The sequence below is a fragment of the Bradyrhizobium sp. Ken51 genome, assembly GCF_055807435.1.
Genome location: NZ_JBVVPB010000015.1, coordinates 174,751 through 189,364, shown reverse-complemented (window position 1 = coordinate 189,364; position 14,614 = coordinate 174,751). Strand labels below are relative to the sequence as shown.

Below are 14,614 nucleotides of genomic sequence, written 5' to 3'. Positions count from 1 at the left end.
CATCAAGAGGACATCATGAGCATTACCCGCAGCATCCGCACCCCCATCATGCACCGCGCCGTCGAAGCCAACGGCTTCGTCTTCATTGGCGGCACCATCGCCGACGACACCTCGGTCTCGATGGGCGAGCAGACCCGCAACATCCTCGGCAAGATCGCCGGATATCTGAAGGAAGCGGGCACCGACAAGTCGCGCGTCGTGAGCACCTCGATCTTCGTCACGGATCTTTCCAAGAAGAAGGAGATGGACGCGGTCTGGACCGAGTTCTTCGGCGACAATCTGCCGACCCGCGCGACCGTCGGCGTCGCCGATCTCGGCGGCAGCGCGCTGATCGAGGTCGTGGTCACCGCGCTCAAGGGCTAACGGCGTCTGCCGATGTGGACTGAAGCCCGGCGTCCAGCCGCAGGAACGACGATGCCAATCCAGGCCGTCGACGGCGCGCCGGTCCCGGCGCGTCGTCCCTTGCAGTGATTTTCAAAAACCCGACGCCCTGCCCCCAGCGCGTCGGGTGGAAAACATGAGTATCAATCCGTGATCCCAACGCGATAGTTGTGACTCGCGGCGCGCCAATTGACCACTCCGGGAAACTACCGCGTTGGAACCGGGCTCCGCCAACCTGCGCGCGGCCTAGGAGGCGGCGCTGCCGCCCGGTTCAAGCGCCTCACCCATCTCCAGCGGATGGGCCATGGTCTCGTGCAGCGCATCGCGGTCGAGCTCGCCCTCGGAGATACTGATGACGACGCAGGCGACGCCATTGCCGATCAGATTTGTCAGCGCGCGGCACTCGCTCATGAACTTGTCGATGCCGACCAGGATCGCGATTGACTGGATGGGGATGTCAGGCACAATCGAGAGCGTCGCCGCGAGCGTGATGAAGCCCGCCCCGGTCACGCCCGAGGCGCCCTTCGAGGTGATCATGGCGATGCCGAGAATACCGAGCTCCTGCCAGATGGTCAGATGCGTATTGGTCGCCTGCGCCAGGAACAGCGTCGCCAGCGTCATGTAGATGTTGGTGCCGTCGAGGTTGAAGCTGTAACCGGTCGGAATGACGAGCCCGACCACCGAACGCGAGGCGCCGAGATGCTCCATCTTCTGGATCATCTGCGGCAGCACCGTCTCTGATGACGAGGTGCCGAGCACGATTAGCAGCTCGTCCTTGATGTAGGCGATGAAACGGAGGATCGAGAAGCCGGCGAGCCGCGCGATTGCGCCGAGCACGACCACAACGAACAGGATGCTGGTGAGATAGAACGTGCCGATCAGGGCCGCGAGGTTGAGCAGCGAGCCGAGGCCGTAGGCACCGACGGTGAAGGCCATCGCGCCGAACGCCCCGATCGGGGCGACGCGCACGATGATGCGGATGATGCCGAAGAACATCTTTGCGGCCTTGTCGATCGCTTCCGCAATGGGCTCGCCTGCCTTGCCGAGAAAGGCGATGGCGAAGCCCGACAGGATCGAGATCAACAGCACCTGCAACAGATCGCCGCGTGCGATGGCGCCTAGATAGCTGTCGGGGATGATCGCCATCAGATGGGCGACGATGCCTTCTTCCTTGGCCTTGGTGACGTAGGTCGCCACCGACTTCGGGTCGATCGTGGCGGGATCGATGTTGAAGCCGTGTCCGGGCTGGAGCACCTCGCCGACCAGCAGGCCGACCGCGAGCGCGACGGTCGAGACCGTCTCGAAATAGATCAGTGACTTCAGCCCGACCCGGCCGACGCGCTTGAGGTCGCCCATCGAGGAGATGCCGTGCACCACGGTGCAGAAGATCACCGGCGCGATCATCATCTTGATCAGCGCGATGAAACCGTCCCCGAGCGGCTTCAGGGCCTTGCCGAGATCGGGATAGAAATAGCCGACTAGCACCCCGAGTGCGATCGCGATCAGCACCTGGATGTAGAGGATCTTGTACCAGGGCTGGTGCCGCCGGTGGATGGCTGGCTGAATCGCGATCTGTGTCATAGAATAGGCCCCGGAACGTATTGATCTTATTTGATTTGCATCATGTGATGGCCGCTGCAGAAGCGACAATCACATTTTTGTCTGTTCGCACGAAGATCGGTCGCTGCACCGCAACTGGGGGGAACATGCCGATTGCAACGGGCTCCGACGAGCGAGCGCGAGGCTATTTCCCGCATTGGACTCTGAAGTCCTCCGGCGTGATCATGCCCGAGGAACGGCTGCCGCTTGGCCAGACCGTCGTCTCCGGTCTCCAGCATTGCGTCGCAATGTCGGGCTCCACGATCATCGCGCCGCTGCTGATGGGGTTCGATCCAAATGTTGCGGTGCTGTTTTCAGGCGTCGGCACGCTGATCTTCTTCGTCATCGTCGCGGGGCGCGTGCCGAGCTATCTCGGCTCAAGCTTCGCGTTCATTGCCGTCGTGATCGCGGCCACCGGCTACGCCGGGCACGGGCCGAACCCGAACCTGTCGGTTGCGCTTGGCGGCATCGTCGGGGCCGGCGTGCTCTACGGCGTGATCGCGCTGATCGTGATGTGGTCGGGGGTTGGCTGGGTCGAGAGGCTGTTGCCGCCGGCCGTCACCGGCGCCGTGGTCGCCGCGATCGGCCTCAACCTCGCGCCGGTGGCGGTCAAGGCAGTGAGCGCCAATGCATTCGACACAGGAATCGGGCTCGCGACCGTTCTGATCATCGCCGTGGTTGCCGTTGGCGCACCGGGCCTGTGGCGCCGCCTGCCGATCATTCTCGGCGCGATCGGCGGATATCTTGTGTACTTGCTGTTCGCGAACGGCCTCGGCTTCGGCAAGCCGATCGACTTCACCCAGCTTGCGGCCGCGCCGTGGATCGGCCTGCCGAGTTTTACCACGCCGACCTTCCAGACCGATGCGATCGTCCTGATCGCGCCGGTCGCGATCATTCTCGTCGCCGAGAACCTCGGTCACATCAAGGCCGTCGGCGCCATGACAGGCCGGAGCCTCGATGACTATCTCGGCCGCGCCTTGCTCGCCGACAGCCTCGCAACCATCGTGGCTGCTTTCGGCGGCGGCACCGGCGTTACCACCTATGCCGAAAACATCGGCGTCATGGCGGCCACGAAGGTCTATTCGACCTTGCTGTTTGCGTTCGCGGCCATGGTATCCATCCTGCTCGGCTTCTCGCCGAAATTCGGCGCGCTGATTCTGTCGATCCCTGGTCCCGTCATCGGTGGGCTCTCGATCGTGCTGTTCGGATTGATTGCCGCGATGGCCGGCCGGATCTGGGTCGAGAACAAGGTCGACTTCTCAAGTCCGGCAAACCTGATCACCATCGCGGTCGCGCTCACCGCAGGCGCCGGCGATCTCACGCTCAAATTCGGCGCCTTCACGATCGGCGGGATCGGCACCGCAACCTTTGGCGCTATCATCCTGTATCAGATACTGACCTCGCCATTCGCGCGCCGCGCCGAATGAATCGCAGCGATGCGCTGAGGGATGGAACAAAAAGCCGGTTCCGTCGCTGATCAGGCATCCCGGAGAGAACCCATGCCACAAACCGCTCGCTCGACCTCGTTTCACTCGCGTCTTGTCGGCCAGCACGCGCTGGTGACCGGCGCCTCACAAGGCATCGGCCGTGCCGTCGCCATCCGGCTCGCTCAGGAGGGCGCGACCGTCGCCATCAACTATTTCGGTCACCCTGAAGGGGCCGAGGAGACGCTCGCGCTGGCACGGACGGCATCGGGTGATCGCGGCCACGGCAGGCTCGATCACATTATCGTCAAGGCCGATGTCGGTCATGAGCAAGAGGTCGCCGCGATGTTCGAGACCATTCTGGCGCGCTGGAAGCGCCTCGACTGCCTCGTCAACAATGCCGGCTTCCAGCGGGAATCGCCGAGCGAAGCGCTCGACATCGAAACTTACCGCCGCATCATCGACGTCAATCTCAACGGCGCCGTGTTCTGCGCCCAGAAGGCGCTCGCCCATTTCGTCGCGCGCGGCGCAGACGGCAGCATCATCAACTGCTCCAGCGTGCACCAGATCATCCCGAAACCCGGCTACCTCGCTTATTCCATCAGCAAGGGCGGCATGGCCAATCTGACGCGCACGCTGGCGCTGGAATTCGCCGGCCGCGGCATTCGCGTCAATGCGGTAGGGCCCGGTGCGATCGATACGCCGATCAACGCGGCCTGGACCGGCGATCCGGAAAAGCGCGGCGTGGTCTCCAGCCACATTCCGCTGGGTCGCGTCGGCACGCCGGAAGAGATCGCTGCGGTGTTCGCCTTCCTCGCCTCGGATGATGCCAGTTATATCACGGGGCAGACCATCTACGCCTGCGGAGGCCTGACGCTGTTTCCCGAATTCCGCGAGAACTGGGCAAGCTAGCGGGCTTCCTCGCCATCTGGCGAAACCGGCCTGCGCAGACTACATCTGCGCCATGACAAACCATCCGCTCCGGGATTTCGTCGGCCAGCACGAAAATCTGTTCGTGCTGACCGGTGCTGGCTGCAGCACCAATTCGGGCATTCCCGATTATCGCGACAGTCACGGCAACTGGAAGCGAACCCAGCCGGTGAACTTCCAGGCGTTCATGTCTGAAGAGCATACGCGCCGGCGCTATTGGGCGCGCAGCCTGATCGGCTGGCGGCGGTTCGGCCAAGCGAGGCCGAACGATGCGCATCACGCGCTCGCCCGGCTCGAGACGAGCGGGCGTTGCGGAATGCTGCTGACCCAGAACGTCGACCGGCTGCATCAATCCGCCGGCCACCGCCAGGTGATCGACTTGCACGGAAGGCTCGATCTGGTCCGCTGCATGGGCTGCGGCCGAAAGACGCCGCGGAGCGAATTCCAGGAGACGCTCGGCCACGCCAATGCGGAATGGTTGACGCTCGATGCCGCCGACGCACCCGATGGCGATGCCGACCTGGAGCATGCGGATTTTTCGTCGTTTCAGGTGCCTCCTTGCGAAGCCTGCGGCGGCATCCTCAAGCCCGATGTCGTGTTCTTCGGCGAGAACGTCCCGCGCGACGTGGTCGCTACCGCGCAGGATCATCTGGCGCAGTCCGACGCCATGCTCATCGTCGGCTCGTCACTGATGGTCTATTCCGGCTTCCGCTTCGTGCAGGCTGCTGCGCAACGGCAAATCCCGATCGCTGCGGTCAATCTCGGACGCACCCGGGCCGATGATCTCCTCACCCTGAAGGTCGAGGAGCGCTGCGAAGCGGCGCTTGCATTCCTGCTCTGATCGCGCGGGCTGCGAACACGCCTTGCCTATTGCATAGGTGCCAAGCAGAATAGCTGGACACAGCATGTTCCTTGTCATCCATGGCATGGAAATTGCTGCGCTTTTGTCCTCAGTCTTGACGATCAGCACGGAGAATTTGGAATGCTTGAGGGAGCCGAGGTGCGGCTTGCCGTTGATATCGGTGGCACGTTCACGGACATCGTGCTGGACGTGGGGCAGGATCGCAAGACGCGCAAATTGCTGACGACGCCGCAGCGGCCCGAACAGGCGGTGCTCGATGGCATGCGGCTCATTCTCGCTGATGCGCGTGCCCATATCAGCGACATCGACGTCTTCATTCACGGCACGACACTCGCGACCAACGCCATCATCGAGCGTCGCGGCGCCAAGACGGCGCTGATCGCGACCGAGGGCTTTCGCGACGTGCTCGATATCGGCACCGAGAGCCGCTACGACCAGTATGACCTCACCATCGACAAGCCGAAGCCGCTGGCGCCGCGATCCCTGCGCTTCACCGTGCCGGAGCGTATCGACGCCCACGGTGGCGTCCGCCTCCCGCTGGACGAAGCTGCGGTGCGTGCGCTCGCGCCAAGATTGCGTGCGTTGAACGTGAAGAGCGTCGCGGTCGCCTTCCTGCACTCCTACGCCAATCCCGAGCACGAGCGCCGCACGGCCGCGATCATCAGCGAGGAGATGCCCGGCATTTCCGTGACCGTATCGTCCGCGGTGTGCCCGGAGATCCGCGAATATGAGCGGACATCGACTGCGGTGGCCAACGCGTATGTGCAACCGCTGATCGACGGTTATCTTGCCCGCATGTCCGATGCCTTGCAGGTCGAGCAGTACCGCGGCGCGATCTATCTCGTCACCTCCGGCGGCGGTGTCACCTCGATCGAGACGGCGCGGCGCTTTCCGGTGCGCCTCGTCGAATCCGGTCCTGCCGGCGGCGCCATTTTCGCGGCGCAGATCGCGGCGCGTCTCGGCGAGAGCAAGGTGCTGTCCTTCGACATGGGCGGGACCACGGCAAAGATCTGCCTGATCGAAAAATACCAGCCCGAGACCTCGCGCGTGTTCGAGGTCGATCGCGCTGCACGCTTCCTGAAAGGTTCGGGTCTGCCGGTGCGGATTCCCGTGATCGAGATGGTCGAGATCGGCGCCGGCGGCGGCTCGATCGCCCATGTCGATGCGATGAAGCGCGTCACGGTCGGCCCGGAGAGTGCCTCCTCGGAGCCCGGGCCCGCCTGTTACGGCCGCGGCGGCCTGCGCCCGGCCGTGACGGATGCCGACGTTGCGCTCGGCATGATCGATCCCGACGACTTCGCGGGTGGAACGATCAAGCTCGACCCTGAACTCTCGAAGCAGGCCCTGCTGCGCGCCGTGGGCGAGCCGCTCGGTCTGTCGGCGGAGACTGCGGCCTATGCCGTGCACGAGGTCGTCTGCGAGAACATGGCGAGCGCGGCGCGCGTGCACGCGGTCGAGCGCGGGGAGATTGTCGGTCAGCATACGCTGATCGCCTTCGGCGGCGCGGCACCGCTGCATGCAGCGCGCGTCGCCGAGAAGATCGGTGTCTCTCGCGTGATCGTCCCTTCCAATGCCGGCGTCGGTTCGGCCGTTGGCTTCCTTGCGGCTCCGATCGCCTATGAGCTGGTGCGCAGCCGTCATGTCCGGCTCGACGATTTCGACACCGATGGTGTTTCCGACCTGCTCCAGGAGATGGTGACCGAGGCGCGTGCGCTGGTCGAAACCGGGGCAGCAGGTGCGCCGGTGCGCGAGCGCCGCGCCGCCTTCATGCGCTATGTCGGCCAGGGCCATGAGATCTCGATCGAGTTGCCGAACCGGCGGTTGGCGCCGACCGATCTGGCCGGCCTGCGCCAGAAGTTCGAAGCGGATTATGCGGCGATGTTCGAGCGATCGATCCCGGGTGCGGCGATCGAGGTGTTGAGCTGGTCCGTGCTTGCGACGACCGAGGCGCGCAATCCGGCTACGGTCGCGGCCGTCACGCGCAGGCCCGCCGGGAAGGCGACCGGCAGCCGCAAGTTCTTCGATGGCCGGGCGGGGGAGGTGATCGAGATCCCGCTCTACCGCCGCGAGGATATGGCGCCAGGCGCGACGATTGCAGGTCCCGCCGTGATTGCGGAGGACGAAACGTCCACCTTCGTCTCCAACAGTTTTGACGCGCATATCGACGGTGCCGGCAGCATCGTCATGGAACGGAAGGCGGCCTGATCATGAGCAAGGCAAGCGGCGCGAGCCTGATCGACCTTCAGATCATGTGGCACCGGCTGATCGCCGTGGTCGAGGAGCAGGCGCAGGTGCTGCTCCGCACCGCCTTCAGCCCGATCGTGCGCGAATGCGGCGACCTCTCGGCCGGCGTGTTCGACCTCAAGGGACGGATGCTGGCGCAGGCGGTGACCGGCACGCCCGGCCACGTCAACTCGATGGCGGAATCCGTCAAGCACTTCATCGCCCACTTTCCGATCGAGACGATGAAGGAGGGCGACGCCTATATCACCAACGATCCCTGGATGGGCACCGGCCATCTCAACGATTTCGTCGTTACCACGCCCTGCTTCAAGGACGGCAAGCCGGTCGCGCTGTTTTCCTGCACCAGCCATCTCATGGACATCGGCGGCATCGGCTTCGGACCCGACGCCACCGACGTGTTCATGGAGGGGCTCTACATCCCTATGCTGAAGCTGATCGACCAGGGCGTCGTCAACGAGACGCTGATGGCGATGATCCGCACCAACACGCGGCTGCCGATCGACACCGAGGGCGACACCTACTCGCTCGCCGGCTGCAACGACGTCGGCTGCGAGCGCCTGGTCGAGATGATGACCGAGTTCGGCATCGACACGCTCGATGCGCTCGGCGACTACATTTGCGACCGCTCGCGCGAGGCCGTGCTGGCCGAGATCGCCAAACTGCCGAAGGGCACCTGGCGCAACACCATGGTGGTCGACGGCTATGACGCGCCGGTCTCGCTTGAGGCGACGCTGACGATCTCGGACGAAGGCATCCACGTCGATTTCGACGGCACCTCGGCCGCGTCCAGGTTCGGCATCAACGTGCCTCTGTCCTACACCATCGCCTACACCGTGTTCGGTCTCGGGTGCGTCGTCGCTTCGCAGATCCCGAACAATGCCGGCTCGCTCTCGCCGCTGACGGTGTCGGCTCCCCCAGGCGCGATCCTCAATGCGCCGAAGCCGGCGCCGGTCGCCTCGCGTCACATCATTGGCCAGATGCTGCCCGACGTCGTGTTCGGCTGCCTGCGCCAGATCATTCCGGAGCGCGTGCCCGCGGAAGGCACCTCGTGCCTGTGGAATCTCAACGTTCGCGGACAGACCCGCTCGGGCGCCGGCGGCAATTACGGATTCTCGATGGCGGTGACCTCCAATGGCGGCACCGGCGCGCGTTTTGCGAAGGACGGGCTGTCGGCGACTGCCTATCCCAGCGGCGTGCGCGGCACGCCGGTCGAGATCGCCGAGACGCAGACGCCGCTGATCTTCTGGCGCAAGGAGCTGCGTCCGGATTCCGGAGGAGCAGGGCGCACCCGCGGTGGCCTAGGCCAGATCATCGAGGTCGGCAGCGGCGTCGATGCGCCGTTCGACATCCTGGCGGCGTTCGACCGCATCGATCATCCGCCGCGCGGCCGCGATGGCGGCAAGAACGGCGAGGCCGGCTATGTCGGCCTGAAGTCCGGCAAGAAGCTGCGTGGAAAGGGCTTTCAACAAGTGCCGCCGGACGACCGGCTGGTGGTGCTGACACCAGGCGGTGCCGGCATCGGCGATCCCCGGGAGCGCGCGCCGACAGCCGTCAACGACGACATCGAAAGCGGCCTCGTGTCTGCCGACAACGCGGTTGCAGTTTATGGGCATACGCGATGACGCCTGAGGCGTCATGCGCGTAGCAAACGGAGGGGCTCAATGATCACGCGACGGAATTTTACAGCGGGCGCAGCGACGCTGCTCGCAGCCGGCCACATCTCGACCCGCGCGCGGGCGGCGACGGTGAGCTGGGACATGTCGACGGTATGGCCCGACGGCAATTTCCACACCCAGAACGCGTTTGCCTTCGCGGAAGAGGTGAAGAAGCAGAGCGGCGGCTCGGTCGCGATCACCGTGAAGGCCGGTGGCCAGCTCGGCTTCAAGGGCCCCGAGCATCTGCGCGCCGTGCGCGACGGCCTGGTGCCGCTTGCCGACGTCCTCAACATCCAGCAGGTCGGCGACGAGCCCTTCATGGGCGTCGAAAGCATTCCCTTTCTCTGCGGCTCGATGGACGAATTGAAGGTGCTGCACAAATATGTGCGGCCCGAATACGAGAAGGTCGCCGCGCGCAACAACCAGAAGATCCTCTACATCGTGCCATGGCCGACGCAATATCTGCATCTCAAGGTCAAGGTCGCCGATGTCGACGGGTTGAAGAACATCAAGATCCGCGTGCCCGACAAGAACGCCGTCGATATGCTTGCCGTGGTCGGCATGGCGCCGGTGATGATTCCCTGGGGCGAGACCATCCCGGCGCTGGCCTCCGGCGCGGTCTCGGGCGTCTCCACTTCGGCCGTGTCGGGCGTCGACGGAAAATTCTGGGAATTCCTGAAATACATTTACCCGACCAACCACGTCTGGTCGTCGCAGATGCTCACCGTCAACCTCGATTCCTGGAAGGCACTGAGCGCCGATCAGCAGCAGCTCGTCGCCGGCATCGCCGCGAAGATGGAGCCGGGCTTCTGGGCGAACTCGCTCAAGGCGGACGTCGACAGCCTCAATCGCCTCAAGGAAGGCGGCATGGAGGTGGTACCGGTCTCGGAGGCCATGATCACCGACATTCGCGCCAAGACGGCGCCGCAGCTTGACGCTTTCGTCAAGCGCGTGCCGACGGCCGACAAGCCGGTGCGGGCCTATCTCGCCGAAATGAAGCGCTGAGGCCGGGCCGTGGTCAGCGTTTCGCCGGCAGCTCCGCAGAGTCTCAACGCAGCGGCGCCGGCGCCGCTGCGCATCCTGCTCGACGGCATTGACCGTCTTGGCCGGCTGGACGGCTGGATCGGTGGCGGCTGCCTTTTGATGCTGACGCTGCTGATGCTGTGCGAGGTCGCAACGCGCTTCCTCTCGAACTTCCTGCCGTTCTTTCCGCCCACGATCTCGATCGCCTGGGAATATTCCTCCTATCTGATGGCGGCGTCCTTCACCTTCGGCGCTGCCATGACCCTGCGCGTCGGCGGCCATATCCGTGTCGTGCTGCTCCTGAAGAACGTCCCGGCTCCGTTTCAGCGCGCGCTCGAAATCCTGTCGGCCGCCGCCGGCTTCGCCTTCATGGCCTTCCTGACATCGTCGATGGCGAAGTTCGCCTTCGGCGCCTATGTGCGCGGCCAGGTTTCGACCTCGAGCGACACCCCGCTATGGTTTCCGCAGGCCGTCGTCACATTCGGCATGCTGCTGCTGACGCTCCAGTTCCTGGCGCGCGCGATCCAGGCCGTGTTCGGCCTGCCGCTGGAGGATCACCGCATGAAGGCCTCGCCCGTCGAATGATCGCCCACGCGCCAGCCAGCGGACACCGGGTTCCATGACCATCGAAGTCGTTGCTCTCTTCGCGATGCTGTTTGCGCTTCTGGCGTGCGGCGTATGGATTGGCCTGACGCTTGCGCTCACTGCGACGCTGCTGCTGGCGATGTTCCGTTCGATCCCGCTCGACAAGCTGCTGCCGCAATACGCCTGGAACATCTTGACGACGCAGGAACTGCTGGCGTTGCCGCTGTTCATCCTGATGGGCGAGTTGCTGTTTCGCACCCGTCTGTCACGTTCGCTGTTCCAGGGGCTCGCGCCCTGGGCGGGGCTTCTGCCGGGTCGTCTTTTGCATGTGAACGTGATCGGCTGCACCATCTTCGCGGCGATCTCCGGCTCGTCGGCGGCGACGACGCAGGTGATCGGCCGCATGTCGCTCAACGAACTCACACGCCGCGGCTATTCCCGCGACATCGCGATCGGCTCGCTCGCCGGCGCCGGCACGCTCGGCTTCCTGATCCCGCCGTCCAACATCATGATCATCTATGGCGTGCTGGGCGACGTCTCGATCCTGAAACTGTTCACGGCCGGCGTGCTGCCCGGCCTGCTGCTGGCCGCCACCTTCATGGGGTGGGTGATGCTGCACACGACCCTCAACCCCGGCATGGTGCCGGAGACGGAAGCCAAACTCTCGCAGGTGCCTTGGCGCGAACGTTTTGCGGCGTTGAAGGACCTCGCGCCGGCGCTGTTCCTGATCGCCTGCGTGCTCGGCTCGATGTATGGCGGACTGGCGACGCCGTCGGAGGCCGCAGCTGTCGGCGTGTTCGGCGCGGCGCTGGTCGCCTGGGCGCAGGGCTCGATGTCGCAGCAGGTGATGCGTGACGTGCTGATCGGCTCGGTCGTGACCTGCTCGATGATCGCGCTGATCGTGCTCGGCGCCTCGATTCTCGGCAACGCTGCGGCCTTCCTCGGCATCCCGCAAACAGTCGCCGCCTTCGTCAAGGGGCTCGGGCTGTCGCCCTTCATGCTGATCGTGGTGCTGATTTTATTCTATCTGATCCTCGGCTGCTTCCTCGATGGCTTCTCGATGATCGTGATGACGCTGCCGATCGTGCTGCCGATCGTGAAGGGCGCGGGTTTCGACGAGATCTGGTTCGGCATCTTCCTGGTGCTGGCGGTCGAGATGGCTCAGATCACGCCGCCGGTCGGCTTCAACCTGTTCGTGATCCAGGGCCTGACCGACGACGGCCTCGGCTACATCGCGCGTGTCACGATGCCCTATCTCCTCATCATGGTCGGCTTCGTGCTGCTGCTGACGCTCTGGCCCGGCATCGTCACGATCCTCCCGAGGGTGCTGTACGGATAAATCCGTCGTCGGAGCCCTGGCGTTACCGCCCCGCACGCAGCAGTCTGAGATCTGCGAGGCGAAACGAACCGGTCAGCGCACCTGACGTTTCCAATCTGCGCCGCGCGTCAAATTCGCTCCGTGCACGTATTGTATCTTTGCGCTCCTCGTCATCCGGCGTACGCTGCCGGAGCGAGGATAAGCGCAACTGCAACCAGTCCAGAGAACGTAGCACCTTTTGGCGATGTCCGCCGAGAGAGGTCGAGCCGTTCGTGGCTCGTATCGGATGGAGAAGAACCGACAGATAGCGGACTGCAGCATCCCTCGCGGCGGCATCTGTGAGACGCACGTTAAGCAAACATAAAAGCGGGAGGAACGGATGAAGAAGCGTTGGTGTAAGTCTGGTCTACCTCTTGTTGCCGGCGCGACGCTGATGGTGTCGTCAGCCTTTGCCCAGTCCGTGGATACTGCGCGGATCGAGAACGGCGGTCAGAACGATTGGCTGACCTATCACGGTTCATACAAATCCTATCACTACAGCCCGCTGGCGCAGATCAATGCAAACAACGTCGGCAATCTGAACGTTGCCTGGACCCATATTCCAGGACGCTCGACCCGCGGCCTGCAGTCGATGCCGCTCGCGGCGGATGGCGTGCTCTATTACTCGGGTTCTTACAGCCGGGTCTTTGCGCTCAACGGCGCGACAGGCGAGGTGATCTGGTCCCATTTTCCGGAGCTCGACGAGGCGCTGATCTCCCGTCAGACCCATTCCCCCTATAATCGCGGCGTAGCGCTCGGCGAGGGCAAGGTTTTCGTCGGCACCATGGATGGCAGGGTTCTTGGCCTGGATATGAAGTCGGGGAAGGTCCTCTGGGAAACCAGGCTGATCGACTCGCAGAAGCTCACGGTCGGTTTCACCGGTGCGCCGCTTTACGCGAAGGGCACGGTGGTCATCGGAGCGCAAGGCGGTGAATGGCCGGGCCGCGGCCCGATCTTCGGCCTGGATGCCACCACCGGGAAGAAGAAGTGGGAGTTCTTGACCGTCGCCGGCACCGACGAGGCCATGAAGACGTGGGGAAACGATTCCTGGCGCACGGGCGGGGGCGGTGGCTGGATGCCGGGCACTTACGATTCCGAGACCAATACAATCCTGTGGGGCACCGCAAACCCGGCGCCGCTCTACGATTGGTCGGGCGCCGATTACAAGACGCAAGGCGCGCGTCCGGGCGACAATCTCTACACGAGTTCGGTGATCGGTCTCGACGTCGATACCGGCAGGCTGAAATTCCATCATCAGGAGTTGCCGCACGACGCCTGGGATTTCGACAGCGCGGTCGGCGAGTTTGTGATGCTCGAACGCGACGGTCAGAAGTTCGTGGTTCACCCGAACAAGGGCGGTTTCGTCTTCGTCTATGACCGCAATCTCGCCGTGAAGAATGTCTGGCGGCTCGTTGAGAACATCAATTTCGTCAAGGATATCGATCCCAAGACGGGTGCCTTGATCGGCCGTCGCGACTTCACGGCCGGGAAGGTTACCGAACCGCCGCTGTGCCCCTTCATTGGCGGCGGCGTCAGCTGGAATGCCGGCTCCTACAACCCGAAGACCGGCCTGTACTACAAGATCGGCCAGGAATGGTGCATGACGCTCGACGTCCAGAAGACGACGCCGGTCACAGCGCCCCAGGTCCAGCTTAACATTGGCGCCGATTTCAAGATGGTACCCCCTCCGGGCGGAGAGATTTATGGACATCTCGACGCGCGCGACCCCATCACCGGCGCCAAGAAGTGGGAGGTTCGCTATCCCGAGCCGCCGCTCGGAAGCGTGCTGTCGACTGCGGGCAATCTCGTATTCGTGCCCGACTCCCGCGGCATCCTTCATGCTTACGATGCCGAAACCGGGGCCGAGCTGTGGAGTCACAACAACGGCACCGGCCACCAGGGCGGCATCGTCAGCTATTCCGTCAACGGCAAGCAGTACATTGCCGTGGCCGCTGGCTTTGGCGGCATGCTGGCGGACGAATACGCGCCAAACTTCGGCGGCGTCTACAAGAGCATGCCGCGTGATGACGGGGCGCTCGTCGTCTTCAGCTTGAAATAAATCATCGCAGATTGCCGGGGAGCAGGCGCAAGCTTGCTTCCCGTGCATTGGAATTTTCGGGTGTGCTTCAGGACTCGTGCTTCGGGGCGTGGCGCTTCAGGATATGGAGCTGGATACCTTGAACTTGCATGTGAAGAAGATCACCGCGCTGCTATTGGCGGTGCTGGGCGCCTCGTCGCTGTATGCCGCACCGGTTCAGGCGCAGTCTGCCACTCCTGCACCCGACAACGTGACGTTCGACGTCGAACAGCTATTCGCGGGGACTTGCGGCTTTTGTCACTCTGCTGGCGGTCGGGCCGCCGGCAAGGGACCGCAATTGATGGATTCCCCACGCGACGACGACTTTCTGCACAGCCGCATCAAGAACGGCAAGTCCGGTGCGATGCCGGCATTCGGCGGGGCCTTCACCGACGCGCAGATCGACCAGATCGTCAAATATATCCGCGCCCTGAAGCCGCGCGAGGGCTGAATCGACCAGGCCGATGTCGATACGAG

12 protein-coding genes are annotated in these 14,614 nt (G+C 63.9%); 11 read left to right on the top strand and 1 reads right to left on the bottom strand.

What is annotated here, in order from left to right; all coding sequences use genetic code 11:
• Nucleotides 1–15 precede the first annotated feature (15 nt).
• A complete protein-coding gene (locus AC0L27_RS24760) occupies nucleotides 16–363 on the top strand; it encodes a RidA family protein (RefSeq protein WP_007596366.1) in 348 nt (115 codons plus the stop codon).
• A 264-nt stretch (nucleotides 364–627) separates the two neighbouring features.
• On the opposite strand, the gene AC0L27_RS24755 is transcribed toward AC0L27_RS24760, so the two are convergent.
• On the bottom strand, nucleotides 628–1,962 hold the full coding sequence (locus tag AC0L27_RS24755; RefSeq protein WP_354204657.1) for a dicarboxylate/amino acid:cation symporter: 1,335 nt from the start codon (nucleotides 1,960–1,962) through the stop codon (nucleotides 628–630).
• A 125-nt stretch (nucleotides 1,963–2,087) separates the two neighbouring features.
• On the opposite strand from AC0L27_RS24755, the gene AC0L27_RS24750 reads away from it, so the two are divergent.
• From AC0L27_RS24750 to AC0L27_RS24705, 10 genes are all read left to right on the top strand, one after another.
• Nucleotides 2,088–3,407, top strand: coding sequence for a solute carrier family 23 protein (locus tag AC0L27_RS24750; RefSeq protein ID WP_354256926.1), 1,320 nt, complete (start codon nucleotides 2,088–2,090; stop codon nucleotides 3,405–3,407).
• A gap of 72 nt (nucleotides 3,408–3,479) precedes the next feature.
• A complete protein-coding gene (locus AC0L27_RS24745; protein WP_354204661.1) occupies nucleotides 3,480–4,316 on the top strand; it encodes an SDR family oxidoreductase in 837 nt (278 codons plus the stop codon).
• A gap of 52 nt (nucleotides 4,317–4,368) precedes the next feature.
• Nucleotides 4,369–5,175 (top strand): NAD-dependent protein deacetylase, encoded by an 807-nt coding sequence (locus tag AC0L27_RS24740; RefSeq protein ID WP_354204663.1) that lies wholly within the window; start codon nucleotides 4,369–4,371, stop codon nucleotides 5,173–5,175.
• Between the two features lie 141 nt (nucleotides 5,176–5,316).
• The gene (locus AC0L27_RS24735) at nucleotides 5,317–7,401 is read left to right on the top strand and encodes a hydantoinase/oxoprolinase family protein (protein ID WP_354256923.1); all 2,085 of its coding nucleotides are present in this window, start codon (nucleotides 5,317–5,319) and stop codon (nucleotides 7,399–7,401) included.
• Nucleotides 7,402–7,403: 2 nt separating this feature from the next.
• Entirely contained in the window at nucleotides 7,404–9,062 is a 1,659-nt protein-coding gene (locus AC0L27_RS24730) for a hydantoinase B/oxoprolinase family protein (RefSeq protein ID WP_354204667.1), read from the top strand.
• 39 nt (nucleotides 9,063–9,101) lie between these two features.
• Nucleotides 9,102–10,100 carry a TRAP transporter substrate-binding protein gene (locus tag AC0L27_RS24725; RefSeq protein WP_354204669.1) on the top strand — a complete coding sequence of 333 codons (999 nt, stop codon included), beginning with the start codon at nucleotides 9,102–9,104 and terminating at the stop codon, nucleotides 10,098–10,100.
• Nucleotides 10,101–10,109: 9 nt separating this feature from the next.
• On the top strand, nucleotides 10,110–10,703 hold the full coding sequence (locus tag AC0L27_RS24720) for a TRAP transporter small permease subunit (protein WP_354204671.1): 594 nt from the start codon (nucleotides 10,110–10,112) through the stop codon (nucleotides 10,701–10,703).
• A 34-nt stretch (nucleotides 10,704–10,737) separates the two neighbouring features.
• Entirely contained in the window at nucleotides 10,738–12,042 is a 1,305-nt protein-coding gene (locus tag AC0L27_RS24715) for a TRAP transporter large permease (RefSeq protein ID WP_354204673.1), read from the top strand.
• Between the two features lie 358 nt (nucleotides 12,043–12,400).
• On the top strand, nucleotides 12,401–14,119 hold the full coding sequence (locus tag AC0L27_RS24710) for a pyrroloquinoline quinone-dependent dehydrogenase (protein WP_275169622.1): 1,719 nt from the start codon (nucleotides 12,401–12,403) through the stop codon (nucleotides 14,117–14,119).
• Between the two features lie 103 nt (nucleotides 14,120–14,222).
• The gene (locus AC0L27_RS24705) at nucleotides 14,223–14,588 is read left to right on the top strand and encodes a c-type cytochrome (RefSeq protein WP_354218098.1); all 366 of its coding nucleotides are present in this window, start codon (nucleotides 14,223–14,225) and stop codon (nucleotides 14,586–14,588) included.
• The last annotated feature ends 26 nt before the right edge of the window (nucleotides 14,589–14,614 follow it).

What these genes read in the sequence shown, in the direction of transcription:
- AC0L27_RS24760 (WP_007596366.1), top strand. Translation starts at nt 16, where the DNA reads ATGAGCATTACCCGCAGCATCCGCACCCCCATCATGCACCGCGCCGTC.
- AC0L27_RS24755 (WP_354204657.1), bottom strand. Translation starts at nt 1,962, where the DNA reads ATGACACAGATCGCGATTCAGCCAGCCATCCACCGGCGGCACCAGCCC.
- AC0L27_RS24750 (WP_354256926.1), top strand. Translation starts at nt 2,088, where the DNA reads ATGCCGATTGCAACGGGCTCCGACGAGCGAGCGCGAGGCTATTTCCCG.
- AC0L27_RS24745 (WP_354204661.1), top strand. Translation starts at nt 3,480, where the DNA reads ATGCCACAAACCGCTCGCTCGACCTCGTTTCACTCGCGTCTTGTCGGC.
- AC0L27_RS24740 (WP_354204663.1), top strand. Translation starts at nt 4,369, where the DNA reads ATGACAAACCATCCGCTCCGGGATTTCGTCGGCCAGCACGAAAATCTG.
- AC0L27_RS24735 (WP_354256923.1), top strand. Translation starts at nt 5,317, where the DNA reads ATGCTTGAGGGAGCCGAGGTGCGGCTTGCCGTTGATATCGGTGGCACG.
- AC0L27_RS24730 (WP_354204667.1), top strand. Translation starts at nt 7,404, where the DNA reads ATGAGCAAGGCAAGCGGCGCGAGCCTGATCGACCTTCAGATCATGTGG.
- AC0L27_RS24725 (WP_354204669.1), top strand. Translation starts at nt 9,102, where the DNA reads ATGATCACGCGACGGAATTTTACAGCGGGCGCAGCGACGCTGCTCGCA.
- AC0L27_RS24715 (WP_354204673.1), top strand. Translation starts at nt 10,738, where the DNA reads ATGACCATCGAAGTCGTTGCTCTCTTCGCGATGCTGTTTGCGCTTCTG.
- AC0L27_RS24710 (WP_275169622.1), top strand. Translation starts at nt 12,401, where the DNA reads ATGAAGAAGCGTTGGTGTAAGTCTGGTCTACCTCTTGTTGCCGGCGCG.
- AC0L27_RS24705 (WP_354218098.1), top strand. Translation starts at nt 14,223, where the DNA reads ATGGAGCTGGATACCTTGAACTTGCATGTGAAGAAGATCACCGCGCTG.